The organism is Streptomyces sp. NPDC014734 (assembly GCF_043083325.1).
Taxonomy (GTDB): domain Bacteria; phylum Actinomycetota; class Actinomycetes; order Streptomycetales; family Streptomycetaceae; genus Streptomyces.
In genome coordinates this window covers 48972-69034 of sequence record NZ_JBIBYN010000014.1, presented here as the reverse complement: position 1 = coordinate 69034, position 20063 = coordinate 48972, and the positions used below count along the sequence as shown (strand labels likewise).

21 protein-coding genes, 1 tRNA gene and 1 riboswitch are annotated in these 20063 nt (G+C 70.4%); of the genes, 15 read left to right on the top strand and 7 right to left on the bottom strand.

What is annotated here, in order from left to right; genetic code table 11:
• The first annotated feature begins 192 nt into the window (after nucleotides 1-192).
• The 5 genes from ACF1CT_RS22255 to ACF1CT_RS22235 all read left to right on the top strand — a co-directional run bounded on the left by ACF1CT_RS22255 (nucleotide 193) and on the right by ACF1CT_RS22235 (nucleotide 3936).
• Nucleotides 193-1632 (top strand): amino acid permease, encoded by a 1440-nt coding sequence (locus ACF1CT_RS22255; RefSeq protein WP_391785646.1) that lies wholly within the window; start codon nucleotides 193-195, stop codon nucleotides 1630-1632.
• A gap of 186 nt (nucleotides 1633-1818) precedes the next feature.
• Complete coding sequence (locus ACF1CT_RS22250; RefSeq protein ID WP_391785645.1) at nucleotides 1819-2250, top strand: Mov34/MPN/PAD-1 family protein; 432 nt, start codon at nucleotides 1819-1821, stop codon at nucleotides 2248-2250.
• A gap of 158 nt (nucleotides 2251-2408) precedes the next feature.
• A complete protein-coding gene (locus tag ACF1CT_RS22245; RefSeq protein WP_391785644.1) occupies nucleotides 2409-2534 on the top strand; it encodes a putative leader peptide in 126 nt (41 codons plus the stop codon).
• Between the two features lie 146 nt (nucleotides 2535-2680).
• Nucleotides 2681-2986, top strand: a complete 306-nt coding sequence (locus tag ACF1CT_RS22240; protein ID WP_391785643.1) for a MoaD/ThiS family protein — start codon at nucleotides 2681-2683, stop codon at nucleotides 2984-2986.
• Complete coding sequence (locus ACF1CT_RS22235; RefSeq protein ID WP_391785642.1) at nucleotides 2986-3936, top strand: PLP-dependent cysteine synthase family protein; 951 nt, start codon at nucleotides 2986-2988, stop codon at nucleotides 3934-3936. Before ACF1CT_RS22240 ends, ACF1CT_RS22235 begins: the two co-directional genes overlap by 1 nt.
• A gap of 133 nt (nucleotides 3937-4069) precedes the next feature.
• Here ACF1CT_RS22235 and ACF1CT_RS22230 read toward each other — a convergent pair whose 3' ends face one another.
• Nucleotides 4070-4576 carry a type II toxin-antitoxin system PemK/MazF family toxin gene (locus tag ACF1CT_RS22230; RefSeq protein WP_391785641.1) on the bottom strand — a complete coding sequence of 169 codons (507 nt, stop codon included), beginning with the start codon at nucleotides 4574-4576 and terminating at the stop codon, nucleotides 4070-4072.
• Between the two features lie 179 nt (nucleotides 4577-4755).
• Here ACF1CT_RS22230 and ACF1CT_RS22225 point away from each other — a divergent pair, with 179 nt between their 5' ends.
• A complete protein-coding gene (locus tag ACF1CT_RS22225; RefSeq protein WP_391785640.1) occupies nucleotides 4756-5508 on the top strand; it encodes an MBL fold metallo-hydrolase in 753 nt (250 codons plus the stop codon).
• A 96-nt stretch (nucleotides 5509-5604) separates the two neighbouring features.
• Here ACF1CT_RS22225 and ACF1CT_RS22220 read toward each other — a convergent pair whose 3' ends face one another.
• Nucleotides 5605-6870, bottom strand: a complete 1266-nt coding sequence (locus tag ACF1CT_RS22220) for a PTS transporter subunit EIIC (protein ID WP_391785639.1) — start codon at nucleotides 6868-6870, stop codon at nucleotides 5605-5607.
• Nucleotides 6871-7132: 262 nt separating this feature from the next.
• Nucleotides 7133-8446: a PTS transporter subunit EIIC gene (locus ACF1CT_RS22215; RefSeq protein ID WP_391785638.1), complete on the bottom strand. Its 1314-nt coding sequence runs from the start codon at nucleotides 8444-8446 to the stop codon at nucleotides 7133-7135.
• 334 nt (nucleotides 8447-8780) lie between these two features.
• Between ACF1CT_RS22215 and ACF1CT_RS22210 the strand changes: the two genes are divergently transcribed.
• From ACF1CT_RS22210 to rdgB, 4 genes are all read left to right on the top strand, one after another.
• Complete coding sequence (locus tag ACF1CT_RS22210) at nucleotides 8781-9014, top strand: glucose PTS transporter subunit EIIB (RefSeq protein ID WP_205020067.1); 234 nt, start codon at nucleotides 8781-8783, stop codon at nucleotides 9012-9014.
• 247 nt (nucleotides 9015-9261) lie between these two features.
• Nucleotides 9262-9999, top strand: a complete 738-nt coding sequence (gene rph / locus ACF1CT_RS22205) for a ribonuclease PH (protein ID WP_391785637.1) — start codon at nucleotides 9262-9264, stop codon at nucleotides 9997-9999.
• Nucleotides 10000-10160: 161 nt separating this feature from the next.
• A complete protein-coding gene (locus tag ACF1CT_RS22200; protein WP_391785636.1) occupies nucleotides 10161-10559 on the top strand; it encodes a hypothetical protein in 399 nt (132 codons plus the stop codon).
• Nucleotides 10560-11016: 457 nt separating this feature from the next.
• Nucleotides 11017-11619 (top strand): RdgB/HAM1 family non-canonical purine NTP pyrophosphatase, encoded by a 603-nt coding sequence (gene rdgB, locus ACF1CT_RS22195; protein WP_391785635.1) that lies wholly within the window; start codon nucleotides 11017-11019, stop codon nucleotides 11617-11619.
• Between the two features lie 53 nt (nucleotides 11620-11672).
• Here rdgB and ACF1CT_RS22190 read toward each other — a convergent pair.
• The 3 genes from ACF1CT_RS22190 to bcp all read right to left on the bottom strand — a co-directional run bounded on the left by ACF1CT_RS22190 (nucleotide 11673) and on the right by bcp (nucleotide 14161).
• Nucleotides 11673-11748, bottom strand: a tRNA-Leu gene (locus ACF1CT_RS22190).
• Nucleotides 11749-11996: 248 nt separating this feature from the next.
• A complete protein-coding gene (gene proP / locus ACF1CT_RS22185; RefSeq protein ID WP_391785634.1) occupies nucleotides 11997-13493 on the bottom strand; it encodes a glycine betaine/L-proline transporter ProP in 1497 nt (498 codons plus the stop codon).
• A 200-nt stretch (nucleotides 13494-13693) separates the two neighbouring features.
• On the bottom strand, nucleotides 13694-14161 hold the full coding sequence (bcp, locus tag ACF1CT_RS22180) for a thioredoxin-dependent thiol peroxidase (protein WP_391785633.1): 468 nt from the start codon (nucleotides 14159-14161) through the stop codon (nucleotides 13694-13696).
• A gap of 128 nt (nucleotides 14162-14289) precedes the next feature.
• On the opposite strand from bcp, the gene ACF1CT_RS22175 reads away from it, so the two are divergent.
• From ACF1CT_RS22175 to ACF1CT_RS22165, 3 genes are all read left to right on the top strand, one after another.
• The gene (locus ACF1CT_RS22175; RefSeq protein WP_391785632.1) at nucleotides 14290-14610 is read left to right on the top strand and encodes a DUF3618 domain-containing protein; all 321 of its coding nucleotides are present in this window, start codon (nucleotides 14290-14292) and stop codon (nucleotides 14608-14610) included.
• Nucleotides 14611-14671: 61 nt separating this feature from the next.
• Nucleotides 14672-15010, top strand: a complete 339-nt coding sequence (locus ACF1CT_RS22170) for a co-chaperone GroES (protein WP_030923137.1) — start codon at nucleotides 14672-14674, stop codon at nucleotides 15008-15010.
• Between the two features lie 140 nt (nucleotides 15011-15150).
• Nucleotides 15151-15221: riboswitch (guanidine-III (ykkC-III) riboswitch) on the top strand.
• A 39-nt stretch (nucleotides 15222-15260) separates the two neighbouring features.
• A complete protein-coding gene (locus tag ACF1CT_RS22165; RefSeq protein WP_391785631.1) occupies nucleotides 15261-15581 on the top strand; it encodes a DMT family transporter in 321 nt (106 codons plus the stop codon).
• Here the strand turns inward: ACF1CT_RS22165 and ACF1CT_RS22160 are convergent.
• A complete protein-coding gene (locus ACF1CT_RS22160; RefSeq protein ID WP_391785630.1) occupies nucleotides 15575-18088 on the bottom strand; it encodes a transglycosylase domain-containing protein in 2514 nt (837 codons plus the stop codon). The two genes, ACF1CT_RS22165 and ACF1CT_RS22160, sit on opposite strands and share 7 nt — an antisense overlap.
• A 172-nt stretch (nucleotides 18089-18260) precedes the next feature.
• Here ACF1CT_RS22160 and ACF1CT_RS22155 point away from each other — a divergent pair, with 172 nt between their 5' ends.
• Nucleotides 18261-19061, top strand: coding sequence for an ABC transporter permease (locus ACF1CT_RS22155; RefSeq protein WP_391785629.1), 801 nt, complete (start codon nucleotides 18261-18263; stop codon nucleotides 19059-19061).
• Nucleotides 19062-19074: 13 nt separating this feature from the next.
• A complete protein-coding gene (locus ACF1CT_RS22150; protein WP_391785748.1) occupies nucleotides 19075-19983 on the top strand; it encodes an ABC transporter permease in 909 nt (302 codons plus the stop codon).
• Nucleotides 19984-20063: the final 80 nt, after the last annotated feature.

Sequence of the window (20063 nt, the reverse complement as noted above, 5' to 3'; positions counted from 1 at the left end):
ACGCCCGACGGGGCGCTGAGCGCCGCGTCCCGCCCGTCCGCGGCCCGGGTGTGCGCCCGCGCCGGGCCCCACACTGATCCCGAGGGCGCCGACACGTCGCGGAACGTCGGCGGCACCCCGCCCCTGCCCGGGGGACCGGGGACCGGTCCGCCGCCACGACGGCGCGCAACGGCGTGGAGAAAGGCGCGGCACATGACATCGGCGCAGGTGGACGAAGGGCACGACGAACAGCCGGCCGCGGTGGTCATGGACGGCGACCGGTCCGGCGAGGGATACCGACGAGCCCTCGGCGCCCGCCAGATCCAGATGATCGCCATCGGCGGTGCGATCGGTACCGGACTCTTCCTCGGTGCGGGAAAGGCGATTTCCAAGGCCGGGCCCAGCCTGGTCCTGGCTTATGCCGTCGCGGGCCTGGTGATCTTCTTCATCATGCGCGCCCTCGGCGAACTCCTCATGTACCGCCCGGTCTCCGGCGCCTTCTCGGAATACGCCCGGGAATTCGTCGGCCCGTTCGCGGGATTCGTCACCGGATGGACCTACTGGCTCTTCTGGGTCGTCACCGGCATCACCGAAGTCACCGCGGCCGCCCAGTACATGACGTACTGGTTCAGTATTCCGCAGTGGGTCTCGGCGCTGTTGTTCACGGTCGTCCTGTACGGCGTGAACCTGATCTCCGTCAAGGTCTTCGGGGAGCTCGAATTCTGGTTCTCGATGGTCAAGGTGACCGCCATCGTCGGCATGATCCTCATCTGCGCCGGAATTCTCACCGTCGGATTCTCCGACGCGGGCGACACCGCCTCGGTCACCCATCTCTGGGCGGACGGCGGATTCTTTCCGCACGGTATCGGGGGCACGCTGATGACCCTGCAGATCGTGATGTTCGCCTTTCTCGCCGTGGAACTCGTCGGCGTCACCGCGGGGGAGTCCAAGGACCCGGGGACCGTGCTGCCCAGGGCCATCAACACCGTGCCCTGGCGGATCGCCGTCTTCTACGTCGGCGCGCTCGTCATGATCCTCTCCGTGGTGCCGTGGACCGAGTTCCGGCCCGGCGTCCCCCCGTTCGTCGCGGCCTTCGAGAAGATGGGCCTCGGGATCGGCGCGGGCATCGTCAACTTCGTCGTCCTGACCGCGGCCCTCTCCTCCTGCAACTCCGGCATGTACTCCACCGGCCGCATGCTGCGCGATCTCGCGCTGAACGGGCAGGGCCCGCGGCTGTTCACCCGGCTCACCGCGAGCGGCACCCCGCTCGTCGGGACCACCTTCTCCGCCGCCCTGATGCTGGTCGGGGTCTGGGTCAACTACCGGTGGCCCGGCGACGCCTTCACCTACGTCGTCTCCTTCGCCACCATCTCCGGCATGTGGGCCTGGATCATGATCCTGGTCAGCCAGATCCGCTACCGGCGCCTCGCCGACCGCGGCGCGCTCCCGCGATCCGGCTTCCGGACCCCCGGCGCCCCGTACACCAGCGTCCTCGCCCTGGTGTTCATCGGCGTGGTCGTCGTGATGATGGGCATCGACGAGGACACCAGGATCTCGCTCTACTGCGCCCCGCTCTGGGCGGTCGCGCTGGGTGCCTCGTACCTGGTGCTCAAGGCCCGCGATCCCGGGAACGGGTCCTTCACGAAGAACTGAGCCCGGTCCCGGGGAGCTGAGCCCGGTCCCGGGGAGCTGAGCCCGGTCCCGGGGAGCCGGGTTCGGGGAGGGGGCGGTCACTCGCGTCACCCGTGTCACCCGCCCCGCACTCGGGACGATGTCCAGCATGCGGGCCGGTGCGTACCATCCCTCGGAACTCCCGCCGCTCGGTCCTATCCTGGCGCCATGCTGACCATCACCCAGGCGCTCCATGACCAGATCGTCGCGCACGCCCGCGCCGACCACCCCGACGAGGCGTGCGGCGTGGTCGCGGGGCCGGTCGGGACCGGCCGACCGGAACGGTTCATCCCGATGCTCAACGCCGCCCGCTCGCCCACCTTCTACGAGTTCGACTCGGGCGATCTCCTCAAGCTCTACCGGGAGATGGACGACCGGGACGAGGAACCCGTGATCATCTACCACTCCCACACCGCGACCGAGGCCTATCCCTCGCGCACCGACGTCACGTACGCCAACGAACCCGGCGCCCACTACGTCCTCGTCTCCACCGCCGACGCCGACGACGCGGGCCCCTTCCAGTTCCGCTCCTACCGCATCGTGGACGGCGAGATCACCGAGGAGGACGTCGAGATCGTCGAGGCGTACGAACCCGCCTGACGCCTGACGCCTGACGCCGAACGCCGGGCCCGGACCGGGTCCCGGGCGGGGTGGACGGGGCCGGCTCCGCCGCGGCTCCGTCCATCTGTCGAACGTCGTTCATCCAACAGGTGAGATCACACTCGGATTCGGCGGTCGGGAATCGATACGATGACCGCATGGTTCCCCATGACGTGAGCGACAAGACGCCGGGCATGCTGCTCGTCGCGCGGCTGCACGTCGACCTGTGCAGGCTCTCCAGCGCGATCTGTACGAACCACCGGCCCGCCGGACGCAGGGCCTGAGCCGGATCCGCGGCCACCGCGGACCGGTCTCCCCACGCACCGAACCCCCGCGCGGGGTCAGGGCAGCGCGCCCATGTCACTCCGCCCCCCCCCGCCTCCTTCCCCGCCCTCTCCCCGCTTCCGAGCTTCCGACAGGAGCCCACGCCATGGCCATCGAGGTCCGCATCCCGACCATCCTCCGCACCTACACCGACGGCGCGAAGGCCGTCGAGGGCAGCGGAGCGACCCTCGCCGACCTCCTCACGGACCTCGACAGCCGCCACAACGGCATCCGTGAGCGCATCGTCGACGGCGACGAGCTCCGCCGCTTCGTGAACGTCTACCTCAACGACGAGGACGTCCGCTTCCTCAAGGGCATCTCCACCGAGCTCAGCGACGGTGACAGCATCACCATCCTCCCGGCCGTCGCCGGGGGCGCCGCCGGAGCCGGGCGACGCGCGGGCATGCGCTGATGCGGTACGACAGTCCGCTCGCCGCGGTGGGCAACACGCCGCTGGTCCGCCTGCCGCGGCTGTCGCCGTCCGAGGACGTCCGGATCTGGGCCAAGCTGGAGGACCGCAACCCCACCGGTTCGATCAAGGACCGCCCCGCGCTCCACATGGTCGAACAGGCGGAGAAGGACGGCCGGTTGACGCCGGGCTGCACCATCCTGGAGCCCACCAGCGGCAACACCGGCATCTCGCTCGCCATGGCGGCCACGCTCAAGGGCTACCGCATCGTGTGCGTGATGCCGGAGAACACCTCCCAGGAACGGCGCGACCTGCTCACCATGTGGGGTGCCGAGATCATCTCCTCGCCGGCGGCGGGCGGCTCCAACACCGCCGTGCGCGTCGCCAAGGAGCTCGCCGCCGAGCATCCCGACTGGGTCATGCTGTACCAGTACGGCAACCCCGACAACGCGGGCGCCCACTACGCCACCACCGGCCCCGAGATCCTCGCCGACCTGCCGTCCGTCACGCACTTCGTGGCGGGCCTCGGCACCACCGGCACGCTCATGGGCGTCGGCCGCTATCTGCGCGAGCACAAGCCCGGCGTCGCGATCGTCGCCGCCGAGCCGCGCTACGACGACCTGGTGTACGGGCTGCGCAATCTCGACGAGGGCTTCGTCCCCGAGCTCTACGACGCCTCGGTCCTCACCACCCGCTTCTCCGTCGGCTCGGCGGACGCCGTCACCCGCACCCGCGAACTCCTCCAGCGGGAGGGCATCTTCGCGGGCGTCTCCACCGGCGCCGCGCTCCATGCCGCGATCGGGGTCGGAAAGAAGGCGGTCAAGGCGGGGGAGAGCGCCGACATCGTCTTCGTCGTCGCGGACGGCGGCTGGAAGTACCTGTCCACCGGCGTCTACACGGCCCCGACGACCGAGGCCGCCATCGAAACCCTGCACGGCCAGCTCTGGGCCTGATCCGCACCGAGTCCCCGACCGGCCGGGGCCGCCCCGGCGGAGCTTCGTCGCCCGTGACGCTCCGCCGGGGCGGCCCCGCCCGTTTCGGAGCCCGCCGGGCGAGCCGCGGCCGGCAGGTCCGTCCGGTGAGCCCTCATCCGAGACCGCGCACCCGCTCCCACACCTCCGGAGCCACCACGCCCACCCGTCGCCGGAACACCCGCACGGCGACCTCCCGCAACTCGTCCGTCTCCAGGAAACTCGCGCGCCCCCGCTCGTCCCCCACCGTCCCCGCCGGCAGGGCGATCACCCCCGGCCGGTCCGCGTGGTTCTTGCTGGTGATCTTCACGACGAGCGCCGAGCCGCCCCGCACCCTCAGCACCAGGCAGGGCCGGTCCTTCGCCCCGGGCCCGTCCTCGTAGGGCACCTCGGCCCACCAGATCTCGCCCGGCCGCGGCGCGCGCCCCGGTTCCGGCCCGCGTCCCGGGCCCGCCGGAGGACGTGTCCGCCCGCCCGGCCGTCCGGCGGCGCGCGTACCCGCCGCCCCGCCCCGGCGTCCGCCGGGCCCCCGCCCGCCCCGGCCGCGCCCGTCGGCGACCGCCGCCACCAGCGCGAGCAGCACGACAACGGCGAACGCGATCCACCACCACGACATGCTCATGCACCGACCGTACCGGCGACCCCGCCGCTTCCGTCGAACCGGTGACAGAGCAGGTGAGTTCCCCCACAACGCACGGCCGCGGAGGAGCGACCGGGAGTTTCGCGCCTTAGGCTCGACGGACCCCGCTCAACAGCCCGCACGAACCCTCCCCGTTCCCACGTCTCGGAGGTTCACGCTCCATGAAGCTCACCGTCGTCGGATGCTCCGGCTCGTTCCCGTCCGTGGGATCGCCGTGTTCGAGCTACCTCGTAGAGGCCGACGGCTTCAGGCTGCTCCTCGACATGGGTAACGGCGCCCTCGGCGAGCTGCAGCGCCACATCGGACTCTACGATCTCGACGCCGTCTTCCTCAGCCACCTCCATGTCGATCACTGCATCGACATGTGCGCGTACTTCGTCGTCCGTTACTACCGGCACGACGGGGGCCGGCCCGTGCCCCTCCCGGTGTACGGCCCCGACGGCACCGAGCAGAGGCTGACTGCGGCCCACGGCGACACCCCGTCCGAGCGGGCGATGGGCGAGGTCTTCGACTTTCACACGCTGAAGCCGGGCTCGTTCGAGATCGGACCCTTCGCGGTCCGCACGGAGCGGGTCTGCCACCCCGTCGACTCGTACGCCATCCGTATCGAGCACGACGGCCGGACGCTCACCTACTCCGGCGACACCGGGGCCTGCGAGACGCTGGACGAGCTCGCCGAGGGCGCCGACCTGTTCCTGTGCGAAGCATCGTTCATGCATGGCAAGGAGGACATTCCGGACCTCCACCTCAACGGCCGCGAGGCGGGCGAGATCGCCGCCCGCGCCGGGGTCGGACGGCTCGTCCTCACCCACATCCCGCCGTGGACCGACGCCGACCGCAACCTGGCCGACGCCCGTGCCGTCTACCGCGGCCCGGCGGAGGTGGCGGCGGCGGGCGCGGTCTACGAGGTCTGAGCGCGGAAACGGCGGAGCCCCGCCCTCTCCTTCCGGATCCACCGGGGGAGGGGGCGGGGCTCCGCCGTACGGGCGACCCGTTGCGTCGCCCCGCCCCTACTTCGCCTCGGCCTTGAGGAGCTCGGCGAGTTCCTCGTCGGACTCGCGGCCGGGCGTCGGCAGGTTGAACCTGGTGATCGCGAAGCGGAACACCACGTAGTAGACCACCGCGAAACAGAGGCCGACCAGCACCAGCATCCACGGCTTGCTCGCGATCCCGAGGTTCAGGAAGAAGTCGACGGCGCCCGCCGAGAAGCCGAAGCCGTCCTTCATGCCGAGAGCCCAGGTGAGGGCCATCGAGACACCGGTCAGTACCGCGTGCACCGCGTAGAGCACCGGGGCGATGAACATGAACGTGAACTCGATCGGCTCGGTGACACCGGTGACGAACGCGGTGAGCGCGAGGGAGAACATCATGCCGCCGACCACCTTGCGGCGCTCCGGACGGGCACAGTGCACGATCGCGAGGCAGGCCGCCGGGAGGGCGAACATCATGATCGGGAAGAAGCCCGTCATGAACTGCCCGGCCGTCGGGTCACCGGCCAGGAAGCGGTTGATGTCGCCGCTCTTGCCCTGGAACTCACCGGCCTGGAACCACGGGAACGAGTTCAGCAGGTGGTGCATGCCGACCGGGATCAGCGCGCGGTTGGCGACACCGAAGATGCCCGCGCCGACCGCGCCCGAACCGACGAGCCACTCGCCGAAGTTGTGCAGCCCGGTGCCGAGCACCGGCCAGATGTAGCCGAAGACGATGCCGATGGCCAGACCGGCGAACGCGGAGAGGATCGGGACCAGGCGGCGACCGCCGAAGAAGCCGGCCCAGGACGGCAGCTTCGTGCGGTAGAACCGCTGGTAGAGCAGCGCGACCACGATGCCCATCACCACGCCGCCGAGGACCTTCGCGTCCACCGGGGCGTCCGCCATGACGACCTTGCCGTCGACGACCGTCGCGACCTGCGGGAGGTTGCTGTCCGTGAAGGTGGCCAGCACCTTCTGGAAGACCAGGTATCCGGTGACGGCGGCGAGCGCCGTCGAACCGTCCGACTTCTTGGCGAAGCCGATCGCGATGCCGACGGCGAACAACAGCGCCATGTTGTCGAGGATCGCGTTGCCGCCCGCGGCCATGAAGGACGCGATCTTGGTGATGAAGGCCGGGAACGAATCCCTGCCGAGCATGTCGTCGTTGCCGAGACGGACCAGCAGCGCGGCCGCGGGCAGCACCGCGACGGGCAGCATCAGGCTGCGGCCGATGCGCTGCATGACAGCCATCGCGCCGGCGCCCTTCTTCTTCGTGGCCGCGGACGCGGCGTCTGCCGTGGACATCAATTCCTCCATGGGGGCAAGGCACCGCCCAGGTCATGGACGAGGGGGGAGGCGGTGACTCGAAGAACGCGGCAGAGCGCCACGTGGTCTGTACCACTCAGTGGTTTAGACCAGTTGTAGCACGGTGTGGGTTGGATAAGGAACCTGCGAATTCCGACTACTTCGCATGAGTGATCGTCCACCCTCGGTGACGCGGCGAAGACCCCCGGACAACAGAGTCCGAGGGCCCATGCCGACCGGGCCGAAAGGCCCGTGTGACGTGCTACTTCGTGAGATCGCTCTCGATCTCCCGCTCCACTTCCTCGGGCTCCCGCCCCGGTGTCTGGAGGTTGAAAGCGGTGATCGCGAACCGGAAGATCACGTAATAGGCGGCGGCGAAGACGAGGCCGATCGGAATGATCAGCCACGGTTTGGTCGCCAGGCTCCAGTTGATGACGTAGTCGATCAGCCCCGCGGAGAAGCTGAAGCCGTCCTTCACTCCGAGTGCCCATGTCACCGCCATCGACACACCGGTGAGCACGGCGTGGAACCCGTACAGCAGTGGCGCGACGAAGAGGAAGGAGTACTCGATCGGCTCGGTGATGCCCGTCACGAACGACGTCAGGCCGACCGAGAGCATCATGCCGCCGACCGCCTTGCGGCGATGCGGCTTGGCGCAGTGGTAGATCGCCAGTGCCGCCGCCGGGAGGGCGAACATCATGATCGGGAAGAAGCCCGAGGTGAACTGTCCGGCCGTCGGGTCGCCCGCCAGGAACCGGTTGATGTCACCGTGCACGACCGTTCCGTCCGGCTTGGTGAAGTCGCCGAACTGGAACCAGACGAAGGTGTTCAGGAACTGGTGGAGGCCGATGACCAGCAAGGCCCGGTTGGCGATGCCGAAGATGCCGGAGCCCACCCAGTCCAGGTCCACCAGCCACTTGGAGAAGCTGGTCAGGCCGTCCCCGACGGGCTGCCAGAGCCAGGCGCACAGGGCCGCGAAGAGGAGGCCGACGAAGGCCATGATGATCGGCACGAGCCGACGGCCGTTGAAGAAGCCCAGCCAGTCCACCAGCTTCACCCGGTGGTAGCGCTGCCAGAACCAGGCCGACAGCAGTCCCATCACGATGCCGCCGAACACCCCCGGGTTCTGGTACTCGGCGGCCGTGACCTTCGCGTCCCCGGTCACGCAGGTACCGAACCAGGTGCCGCTCGACGTGAACGTCGAGCCCGGCGCGCAGTCCACCGGGAAGGCGTGCAGCACCGCGTAGTAGACGAGGAAGCCGGCCACCGCGGCGAGCGCGGTCGAGCCGTCCGACTTCTTCGCCATGCCGATCGCGACACCGACGCAGAACAGCAGCGGCAGGCCGAGCCCCGAGTCGAGCAGGGCGCCGCCCGCGGCCGCGAACACCTTGGCGACGTTCGTCCAGCCCAGCCCGTCGGCGCCGAAGACGTCGGACTGGCCCAGCCGGTTGAGGATGCCCGCGGCGGGCAGCACCGCGATCGGGAGCTGGAGACTGCGGCCCATCTTCTGGAGGCCCTGGAAGAAGGTGTTCCACCATGTCTTGCGCGGCACCGCGGCGGCGCTGCTGGAGCTCATCGGCGTCCTCCCGGAACACGAGGCGTTCGGCAGTCGTTGCAAACTGGTGTAGACCACTCGGGGTACGGTGCGTAACGAGCTGGGGAGCCGGAGGGGGTGGAGTGGTGGGCGGCGTCAAGCGGCTTCGAGTCCGAGGCGGACTCGCAGGGCGTCGCGAGCCTGCCCCCCTCCTGCTCCCCGGCTCGTAACCCGCCCGGAACACGGGGGCCGGTGATCGTCATCTTTGAGGACGGTCCAGTCGCCCGCTCGCGAAGCTGGGCCAAACGTGCGTTACGGTGACGAAACGGACCCAGGGTGGGCCGTCGCACGCATGTGAACACGCAGGGAGAACGCCATGGCCAGCAAGGCCGAGAAGATCGTCGCCGGGCTCGGCGGTATCGAGAACATCGACGAGATCGAGGGCTGCATCACGCGCCTCCGCACCGAGGTCCACGATCCCAGCAAGGTCGACGAGGTCGCGCTCAAGGCCGCCGGGGCCCACGGCGTCGTCAAGATGGGCACCGCGATCCAGGTCGTCATCGGCACCGACGCCGACCCGATCGCCGCCGACATCGAAGACATGATGTGACCGGCCGGACCTTCCGCCGGAACCCCGCTCGACCCCGCCGAACCTGCGGAACCCGCCGAACCTGCTGACGGTCCTTCGGCCGAGCCGGACCCCCGGCACCCCACAGGCCCCGCCCCTCCGGACGGGGCCTGTGGCCGTACCGCACCCGACCGGCCGCGCACCGCACCCGAAGAGGCACAGCCCCACGCCACCGGCCGCGCACCGCACCCGAACGGCCGACACCCCGGCACCCGATAGGGTCGGCGCCATGTCTCGCATCGACGGCCGCACCCCCGAACAGCTCCGCCCCGTCACCATCGAACGCGGTTGGAGCAAGCACGCCGAAGGCTCCGTACTCATCTCCTTCGGCGACACCAAGGTCTTCTGCACCGCCTCCGTCACCGAGGGCGTCCCCCGCTGGCGCAAGGGGAGCGGCGAGGGCTGGGTCACCGCCGAGTACTCCATGCTGCCCCGTTCCACCAACACCCGCGGCGACCGCGAATCCGTCCGCGGCAAGATCGGTGGCCGCACCCACGAGATCAGCCGGCTCATCGGCCGTTCGCTGCGCGCCGTCGTCGACTACAAGGCCCTCGGCGAGAACACCGTCGTCCTCGACTGCGACGTCCTCCAGGCCGACGGCGGTACCCGCACCGCCGCGATCACCGGTGCCTACGTCGCCCTCGCCGACGCCGTCGCCTGGGCCCAGCACAAGAAGCTCGTCAAGCACGGGCGCAAGCCGCTGACCGACACCGTCGCCGCCATCAGCGTCGGCATCGTCGACGGCACCCCCCTCCTCGACCTCTGCTACGAGGAGGACGTCCGCGCCGAGACCGACATGAACGTCGTCTGCACCGGCGACGGACGCTTCGTCGAGGTTCAGGGCACAGCCGAGGCCGCCCCCTTCGACCGCAAGGAGCTCGGCGCCCTCCTCGACCTCGCCACCGCGGGCTGCGCCGACCTCACCGCCCTCCAGCACGAGGCCCTCGCCCGCACCCTCGGCGCGTGACGCCCCGGGCGGGACCGTAGCCTCCCCCGTGCCATCGCGCGGATCCCCTCCTCCGGCACCGAGGCAACCGCACACGCACCGCGACGCGTCCTCACGCACACGGGCGCACGGGTCGAACCGTGCGCCCGTCCGCGTGTCCGCACCAGGGGAGGAACCGCACCATGGCCGCCACCACCCGCCGCAGTACCACCGCCACCGCGCTGACCCTCGCCGCCCTCGGCCTCGCCCTCACCGCGGCGACCGGCTGCGGCGCCGTCGACAAGGCGCTCGACTGCGTCCGCACCGCCGATGCCATCGCGAGCAGCGTCGACAACCTGCGACAGGCGGTCTCCCATGCCTCCGACGACCCCGGCCGGGCGTCCGAGGCCCTCGACGACATCGAGAAGAACCTCGGCGACCTCGGCGACCGGACCGGCGACGCCGACCTCGGCAAGGCGGTCGACCACCTCACCACCGCCGTCAACAACGTCCGCACCGCCATCGACAAGGGCGATGCCGCCCCCGACGTCACCCCCGTCGCCGACGCCGCCAAGGAGATCGGCAAGATCTGCACCCCCTGAGAGCCTGCCGGGTGGCCTCTGGCCGGGCGGTCACGTCCTGGCACACGCGCTTCCGGTGTTGCCGGGACGGCCGAGTAGCTCCGCTACTGGGCCCTCCCGGTGCCTTGGAATCGCACGCGCCATGCCGTGTCCGCTTTCCGGCCGAAGGCCACCCGGCAGGCTCTGAGAACCTGCCGGGTGGCCTCTGGCCGGGCGGTCACGTCCTGGCACACGCGCTTCCGGTGTTGCCGGGACGACCGAGTAGCTCCGCTACCGGGCCCTCCCGGTGCCTTGGAATCGCACGCGCCATGCCGCGTCCGCTTTCCGGCCGAAGGCCACCCGGCAGGCTCTGAGAGCCCATCGGGTGGCCTCTGGCCGGGGGTTCGCGTCCCGGCGGGTCCGGTCCCGACCGGTGCCGTGCGACGGCCGGGGCCATGCGCCGACCTGCGCCGTTGTCCCGTCCCCGATACTGGGGGACATGACCCGTCTCATCCTCGCCACCCGCAACGCCGGGAAGATCACCGAACTCCACGCGATCCTCGCCGACGCCGGCCTCGACCTCGAACTCGTCGGCGCGGACGCGTACCCCGAGATCCCCGACGTCAAGGAGACCGGCGTCACCTTCGCCGAGAACGCCCTTCTCAAGGCCCACGCCCTCGCCGCGGCCACCGGGCACCCGGCCGTCGCCGACGACTCCGGCCTCTGCGTGGACGTACTCGGCGGCGCCCCCGGCATCTTCTCCGCCCGCTGGGCCGGTACCCACGGCGACGACAAGGCCAACCTGGACCTGCTGCTGGCCCAGCTCTCCGACATCGACGTCCCCCACCGCGGCGCCCACTTCGCCTGCGCTGCGGCCCTGGCCCTCCCCGACGGGACCGAACGCGTGGTCGAGGGCCGCCTCACCGGCACCCTGCGCCCCACCCCGTCCGGCACCAACGGCTTCGGCTACGACCCGGTCCTCCAGCCCGACGGCGAGACGCGGACCTGCGCGGAACTCACCCCGGCGGAGAAGAACGCGATCAGCCACCGGGGCAAGGCGTTCCGGGCCCTGGTGCCGGTGGTGCGGGAGTTGGTGCGCTGAGACAGCGAGCCGCCGTCACCTTCGAAGCGAAGGCGACGGCGGCTCTGCGGCTGTGGGCCCGGTGGGACTCGAACCCACGACACACCGGACCTAAACCGGCGCCCTCTAGGCCAGCTGGGGTACGGGCCCCTCGACGCCACTCTACTGTGCGACCCCGCGCCACTTCGAGAAGGTCGCGGTCCGGCTGTTGGCAGGACGGGCACAAGTGCCGCGGGTTCTCCGGGCGGTTGTCGGGGCGGGCCGCCGTCGAGGGGTCGGCCGCCAGGACGGGGCGAGGGGGTCGGCCGCCACGACGGGGCGCTCGCCCTGGAGCGCCCCTCCCGGACGAGGCGTTCGTCCTGGAGCGCCTCTCCCGGACGGAGCGAGGGGCGCCGGGGTCAGAACTTCGGGTCCGGTGTCTGAGAGGCGGCGAGTTCCGCAGCCTCCTCGGAGGTCGCCACCGACGGCGGGGAACCGGCAAGGGGCTGCCGGGCGGTCTCCTTCATGCACACCACGGCGATCACGCCGACCAGTGCGGCGGCCATCGCGTAGTAGGCGGGCATCAGTTGGCTGCCGCTCCAGCTGATCAGGGCTGTGATCACCAGCGGGGTGGTGCCCCCGAACAGCGAGGCCGAGAGGTTGTAGCCCACGGACAGGGAGCCGTAGCGGACCTGGGTGGGAAAGAGGGCGGGGAGCGCGGCGGACATCGTGCCGAGCATGCAGACCAGGGAGAGCCCCAGCATCAGCATGCCGGTCGTGATGGCGAGGACGCCGCCCTGACGGATGAGCAGGAACGCCGGCAGGGAGAGGAAGAAGAACCCGAGCATGCCGGTCATCAGGAGCGGCTTGCGCCCGAAGCGGTCGGAGAGTCTGCCGACCCGGCTGATGATCAGTATCAGGAAGACCATGACGGCGAGCAGGATGAGCAGGCCGTGGGTCTCGCTGTAGCCGAGTTCGTCGGAGAGATAGGTCGGCATGTACGACAGCAGCATGTAATCGGTGATGTTGTACGCGCCGACCAGGCAGATGCAGAGGATCAGCGTCGGCCAGTACTGCCGGAAGATCGTGGCGAGGTCGCCCTTGGTGGTGGTCTCGACCCCGTCGGCGGCCTCGGTCGCGCGGGCGGTGCCGCCCTCCAGTTTCTGGAACGCGGGCGTCTCGTCCAGGCGCAGCCGCAGGTAGAGACCGACCAGGCCGAGCGGCCCGGCGACGAGGAACGGGATGCGCCAGCCCCACGCCTCCATCTGACCGGAGTCGAGCACGGCGGTGAGCGCCGTGACGAGCCCGGCGGCGCCGACGTAACCGGCGAGGGTGCCGAATTCGAGGAAGCTGCCGAAGAAGCCGCGCCGCTTGTCGGGGGCGTACTCGGCGATGAAGGTCGAGGCGCCGCCGTACTCGCCGCCGGTGGAGAACCCCTGGACCAGGCGGAAGAAGATCAGCAGGACGGGTGCCCAGAGGCCGATGGTGGCGTGGGAGGGGATGACGCCGATCGCGAAGGTGCCGACCGCCATCATGATCATGGTGAGGGCGAGGACCTTCTTGCGGCCGATCCTGTCGCCCATGGGCCCGAAGAACATGCCGCCGAGGGGGCGCACCAGGAAGGCGACGGCGAAGGTGGCGAAGGAGGAGAGGAGCTGGGTGGTGTCGCTCCCGGACGGGAAGAAGACATGGCCCAGGGTGACGGCCAGGTAGGAGTAGATCCCGAAGTCGAACCACTCCATGGCGTTGCCGAGCGATGCCGCCTTCACCGCGCGCCGGACCGCCCTCTCGTCGGTGACGGTGATGTCCGTCCGGCGCAGCTTCGGGTTCCGCCGCTGCCGGATCGCGCGGAAGAGGGTGGGGTGGCGTTTGACCGCATCGGGGTCGGCCGCCTGGTGGGGGTCGGAGGCCGCCATGGCCGGGTCCTTTCCTCGGGTGAGCGTTCCGGGTTCAGGAAAGGCTTCTGCGCGGTCATGGCGGCTGCAAACCGGTTCGGTGGCCGAATGCGAGGTCCCTCACAGGGGCTCCCCACACCGTTCTCACCTGTGCGCGGCCGTCGGGACGCGACCCCGGCCGGTCCGGCCGGTTCGGCCCGCACCGTCCGGGGCCCCGGGTGTCAGATGCCGAGGTCCTTGATGATCTTGGCCACGTGGCCGGTCGCCTTGACGTTGTACAGGGCGCGTTCCACCTTGCCCTCCTCGTCCACCACGACGGTGGAGCGGATGACCCCCGTCACCGTTTTGCCGTAGAGCTTCTTCTCGCCGAAAGCGCCGTATTCGGTGAGGGTCTCCTTGGAGGGGTCGCCGACCAGGGTGACCTTCAGGTTCTCCTTCTCGCGGAACTTCGCGAGCTTCTCCGGCTTGTCGGGCGAGACACCGATGACGTCGTATCCGGCGCCGGCGAGCAACTCCAGATTGTCGGTGAAGTCGCAGGCCTGCTTGGTGCATCCCGGGGTCAGGGCGGCCGGGTAGAAGTAGACGATGACCTTGCGGCCCTTGTGGTCGGCGAGCGAGATCTCGTTGCCGTCGGCGTCGGGGAGGGTGAAGGCGGGGGCGGTGTCGCCGGGCTGGAGTCGCTCGCTCATGGTTCTCCTCAGGTGGCACGTGGGATGTACGGGACCGAGCGTAATAGGGGTGCCGCCGGGTGCGTGGGCGGTCGAGCTGACAGACTGTCGATGAGGATTTACCGGACGAGGACCACGGAGGCGGCGCGGTGTCGGATGCCAGGACCCCTGCGCAGATCGAGGCGGACATCATCAGCAGGCGTGAGCAGCTTGCCGTGGTGCTCGACGAGATCGGGGTGCGGGTGCACCCGCAGACGATCATGGGTGATGCGAAGGCCAGGGCGGCCGAGGCCGTGGACCGGACGGCCGGGCGTGCCTACGTCGCGGTGAACCGGGCGGTGTCGGACGTGAAGGCGCAGTTCGTGACCGAGGACGGCGCGCCGCGCCTGGAGCGGGTCATCCCGGTCGCGTTGGTGGCGGTCGGCGTGGTGGGCCTGATCGCGTCGTCGAAGCGGCGCCGGAAGAAGTGATGCGGCGGTCCGCGCACCCCGGAGGATTGCGGAGCGGCGCCGGGCAGGTAGGTTGCGGGGCGTGAGCGAGAACACCGACGACAAGCTGCCCATCCGCATGTTGCACGACCGTGTGCTGGTCCGGTCCGATACGCCGGAGGGCGAGCGACGCTCGGGCGGCGGCATCCTGATTCCGGCGACGGCCGCGGTCGGCCGCCGGCTCGCCTGGGCGGTCGTGGTCGCCGTGGGTCAGAACGTGCGGACGGTGGAGCCCGGCGACCGGGTGCTGTACGACCCCGAGGACCGTGCGGAGGTCGAGGTGCGCGGTGTGGCGTACGTGCTGATGCGCGAGCGGGATCTGCACGCGGTGGCGGCGGACCGGTTCGAGGGCTCGGTGGATTCGACCGGCCTGTATCTGTAAGCCGCGGTCCGCGGTCCGCGGTCCGTAGCCGTAGCAGCCGTAGCAGCCGTCCGCGGTCGGTCCGTGGTCCGCAGTCGCAGCAGTGGTCCGCGGTCGCGTTTCCGGCCGAAGGGCCTGGTGACCAGTGTCACCAGGCCCTTTGCCTGTTTTTTGCTACGGTGGGACGACCCGACGAGACGCGCCGTACCGGGACAGGCAAAGACGACGCATCCCGGTTGTTCGCGTGTTCTGTTTCGTCGGAGGTGCTGTCGTGGCGTGGGTTCTGCTGGTCGTCGCCGGTCTGCTGGAAGTGGCCTGGTCGATCGGGATGAAGTACACCGAGGGGTTCACCCGGCTGTGGCCGAGTGTGTTCACCGGTATCGGGATCGTGGCCAGCATGGTGCTGCTCTCCCAGGCCGCGAAATCACTGCCGATCGGTACGGCCTACGGGGTGTGGGTCGGCATCGGCGCGGCCGGGGCGGCGGTGCTCGGCATGGTGGTGCTGAACGAGCCGGTGACCGCCGCCCGGATCTTCTTCGTCTGCCTGTTGCTGGTGGCCGTCGTGGGGCTGAAGGCAACTTCGGGTCACTGACCGGCAGGTTCCGAGGGGGTGCCGCGGGGCGCCGGGGTTCCCGGGACGCCCGGGCGGACGTCCTGACCGTCGCCCCCGCGGGGGCCGCCCTCGGCTCCGCCCCGGCCGCCTCCCGCCCCGTTGTTCCCACCACCGTGCTGCGGTTCGCCGCCGGTCGGACTGCCGTTGCCACCACCGGTGCTCGTGCCGCCACTGGTGGCGGGTCCGCTGCTGCCGGGGCCCTGCGGGCTGCCCCGGGGGCCGCCCGGCGGGGTGGTTTCCAGGGGTTGTGACGGTGGGCCGGACGGGCTCCCGGGCGGTGTTCCGCCGATTTCGGGGGCGGTGTCACGACCGGTGGGCGGCGGGAACTCCTCTGCCCCGCTTTCGAGTTCGAGATCGAAGTCCTTGACCGCGGTGGTGCGCAGCGCCGCTTCGGTGTACTGGCCCCAGATCTGGGCGGGTGGTCCGCCCCCGCTCATCCGGGACAGCCCCAGCGCGCCGTAGAGCGGCTTCTGGGTGCCGGTCTTCGGGTCCTGGCCCATGACCGCGACGACGGTGGCGAGACCGGGGGTGTATCCCGCGAACCAGGCGGCCTTGTCGTCCTCGGCGGTGCCGGTCTTGCCGGCGGCGGGGCGGCCGGCGGACTGTGCGGCGGTACCGGTGCCGCCCTCGACGACGCTCTGGAGGATCGAGGTGGTGGTGTCGGCGGCCTCGCGGCTGACGGCCTGCCGGGGCGCGCTCCGCTCGGGGAGCGTCAGGTCCTCGCCGCCCTTGCTGACCTTGTCGACGAGGACATGCGCGTGATGTCTGCCGTGCTCGGCGAGGGTGGCGTACGCCTCGGTCATGTCGAGGACGCTCGCGGTGGCGACCCCGAGAGCGATGGACGGGGACGGGGTGAGGTCCGGGGTGCTCTTGGGGATGCCGAGGGCGATGGCGGTCTGCTTGACCTTGTCGGGACCGACGTCCTCGGCCATCTGGGCGTACACGGTGTTGACGGAACGGTCGGTGGCGGTGCTCACGGTGATGTAGCCGTAGCTGTGGTCGTCCTCGTTCGAGGGGGCGTAGCCGGTGGGTCCGCCGGGGCCCTGGACCATGCGCTTGTTCTGGCCGTCGTAGTAGGTGCCGGGGGTGATGTGGCGGCCGTGCTCGTTGACGGAGTCGTTGGCGACGGCGGAGGCGAAGACGAACGGTTTGAAGGTGGAGCCGACCTGGTAGTCGCGGCGGGTCGCGTTGTTCACGTACTGCTTCGTGTAGTCGACGCCGCCGTACATGGCCACGACCCGGCCGGTGGCGGGGTCGATGGAGGCACCGCCGACACGGACGTAGCGGTCGACGGCCCGCCCGCCGCTCGTCTGCGACATGACGTTGTCGTCGACTGCCTTGACGAGCGCGTTCTGCTTCTTCTTCTCCAGCGTGGTGGTGATCCGGTAGCCGCCGGTCGCCAGGGTGTTCTCGTCGACGACGCCGTGCGAGGTGAGGTAGTCGTCGACGGCCTGGACGATGTAGCCGCGCTGTCCGGACAGTCCGGTGGGCGGCTTGACCTTGCCGGGCACGGGGAAATCCATGGCGGCGCGTTCGGCGGCGCCGATCCACTTCTCCTTCACCATGCCGTCCAGCACGTAGTTCCAGCGGCCGAGGGCGGCGGCCCGGTTCTCCGGGTGGACGACGACGTCGTAGGCGCTGGGGGCGTTGAGGAGCGAGGCGAGGTAGGCGCCCTGGGCGGTGGTGATCTCGCCGATGTCCTTGCCGTAGTAGGCCTGGGCGGCGGCCTGGATGCCGTAGGCGTTGCGGCCGAAGTAGCTGGTGTTGAGGTAGCCCTGGAGGATCTGGCTCTTGGACTGCTCGCGGTTGAGTTTGACCGCGATGAAGAACTCCTTGATCTTCCGGGTGACGGTCTGCTCCTGGCCGAGGTAGTAGTTCTTGACGTACTGCTGGGTGATGGTCGAGCCGCCCTGGGTTCCCTTGCCGGAGACGGTGTTCCACGCGGCGCGGGCCATGGCCGCGAGGTCGACGGCCCGTTCGGAGTAGAAGTCGCGGTCCTCGGCCGCGAGGACCGCGCGCTGGACGGTGAGGGGGATCTGGGCGAGGTCGACGTTCTCCCGGTTGACGTCACCGGAGCGGGCGATGACGCTGCCGTCCTTGTAGAGGTAGACGTTGGACTGCGCGGTGGCACTGGCGTTGGCGGCCGGGATGTCGACGAGTTCGTATCCGGCGACGAAGCCGCCGATCAGCAGTACGGCCAGGAGGAGTACGCCGCCCAGGGTCATCCGCCAGGTGGGGACGGCGCGGCGCCAGCCGGTCCGCGCGGGGCGCCCGCGCTTCTTCGCCGTGCCGTCGCCGTCGCCGTGTTCGTCGCGCTGCCCGCCGTCCACGTCGTGTTGTTCGCCGCCGTGCTGCCCGTCGTCCTGCTGCCCGTGGGCGACGGTGCCGTCTGAGGCGCCGCCGTCCTCGCGGGCGGACCACCGGTCCCCGGGAGGCCGGCCCCGGTGTTCGTGTCCTCCGCCCGGCTGCTGTGGCTCGTCGCTCATGTCTGTGCAGACTCCTCGCGCGCGGTCAGTTCCCCCATAGTGCACTTTTCCGGGGAATAAACACCGGATCGACCCCTGAAAAGCAGTCGCGGCGGGTGCCCCCACCGGACTAATGTCGTGCGCTTTGGTGCCCAGCGGCCTCGGGGCGCCGGACGACGACAGGAGCGATACGGTGCGGCTGTACGCGGTGGTGGCGGCGGGCGGGTTCCGGCGCTATGCCACCTACCGGACCGCGACGGCGGCGGGGGTGTTCACCAACACCGTCTTCGGGTTCATCATGGCCTACACCTACATCGCGCTGTGGGACGAGCGTCCGCGGCTCGGCGGCTACGACATGCCTCAGGCCCTCGCCTACGTGTGGCTCGGGCAGGCGCTGCTGATGACCTGCGCCATGATGGGCGGAGGCTTCGAGGACGAACTGATCGAGCGCATCCGCACCGGCGACGTGGCGGTCGACCTCTACCGGCCCGCGGACCTCCAACTGTGGTGGCTGGCGGGCGACCTGGGCCGGGCCGCGTTCCACCTGCTGGGCCGCGGCGTGGCGCCGATGCTGCTGGGCTCGCTCGCCTTCGACCTCGCGCTGCCGTCCTCGGCCGGGATCTGGCTGGCCTTCCTCGTCTCGGTGACGCTCGGCGTCGTGGTCAGCTTCGCGATCCGCTACCTGGTGGCGCTCTCCGCGTTCTGGCTGCTGGACGGGGCCGGAGTCGCGCAGATCACGTCCCTGGCCGGGTTGTTCTTCTCCGGGATGCTGCTGCCGCTGACGCTGTTCCCGGGCCTGCTGGGCGAGGTGGCGCGGGTGCTGCCGTGGTCGTCGCTGCTCCAGGTGCCCGCCGACGTGTTCCTCGGCAAGTACACGGGGTGGGGTCTGGTGGAGGCGTACGCGTTCCAGGGCGGCTGGGCGCTCGCCCTGCTGCTGGTGGGCCGGTTGGTGCAGTCGGTGGCGACGCGGAGGGTGGTGGTCCAGGGTGGCTGAGACGACTGGTGCGGTGGGGACGGCCGGAGCCGCGGGCGACGGCAGTGATGACGGTGTCGGTGTCGGTGTCGACCGGGGCTCGGCTGCGCCCGGGGCGGTGTACGTCGAGCGGTCACGGTTCGTCGACGGAGTCCGGGCGTACGGGCTGATCGCGATGATGTGGCTGCGGTCGACGATGACCTACCGGGCCTCGTTCGCGATGACCGCGCTGGGGAACTTCGCCGTGACCGCCTTCGACTTCGTCGCGATCCTGCTGATGTTCGCGCACGTCGACGCGTTGGGCGGCTACTCGCTGCCGGAGATCGCCCTGCTGTACGGGCTCTCGGGAACGGCGTTCGGCCTCGCCGACCTGGTGATGGGCTCGATGGACCGGCTGGGGCGGCGGGTGCGCGACGGCACTCTGGACACCCTGCTGGTACGGCCGGTACCGGTGCTGGCACAGGTGGCGGCGGACCGGTTCGCGCTGCGCAGGCTGGGGCGGATCACCCAGGGGGCACTGGTCCTCGGGTACGCGCTGGTGGTGCTGGACGTGGCGTGGACACCGCTGAAGGTGGCCATGATCCCGTTGATGCTGCTGTGCGGGGCGGCGATCTTCGCGGCGGTGTTCGTGGCCGGGGCGGCGTTCCAGTTCGTCGCGCAGGACGCCTCCGAGGTGCAGAACTCCTTCACGTACGGCGGAAGCACACTGCTCCAGTACCCGCCGTCGATCTTCGCGAAGGACCTGGTGCGCGGGGTGACGTTCGTGGTGCCGCTGGCCTTCGTGAACTGGCTGCCCGCGCTGTACGTGCTGGGCCGGGAGTACCCGCTGGGGCTGCCGCGGTGGGTGACGTTCCTGCCTCCGGCGGTGGCCGCCCTGTGCTGCCTGCTCGCGGGCCTGGCCTGGCGCAAGGGGCTGCGGGCCTACCGCAGCACGGGCAGTTGACCGGGACGGTCCCGGCCCCCGGCGCCCGGAGGCCGGCCGGGACCGGATCGGCACGGGAACACATGCGGGCGCGAGCACAG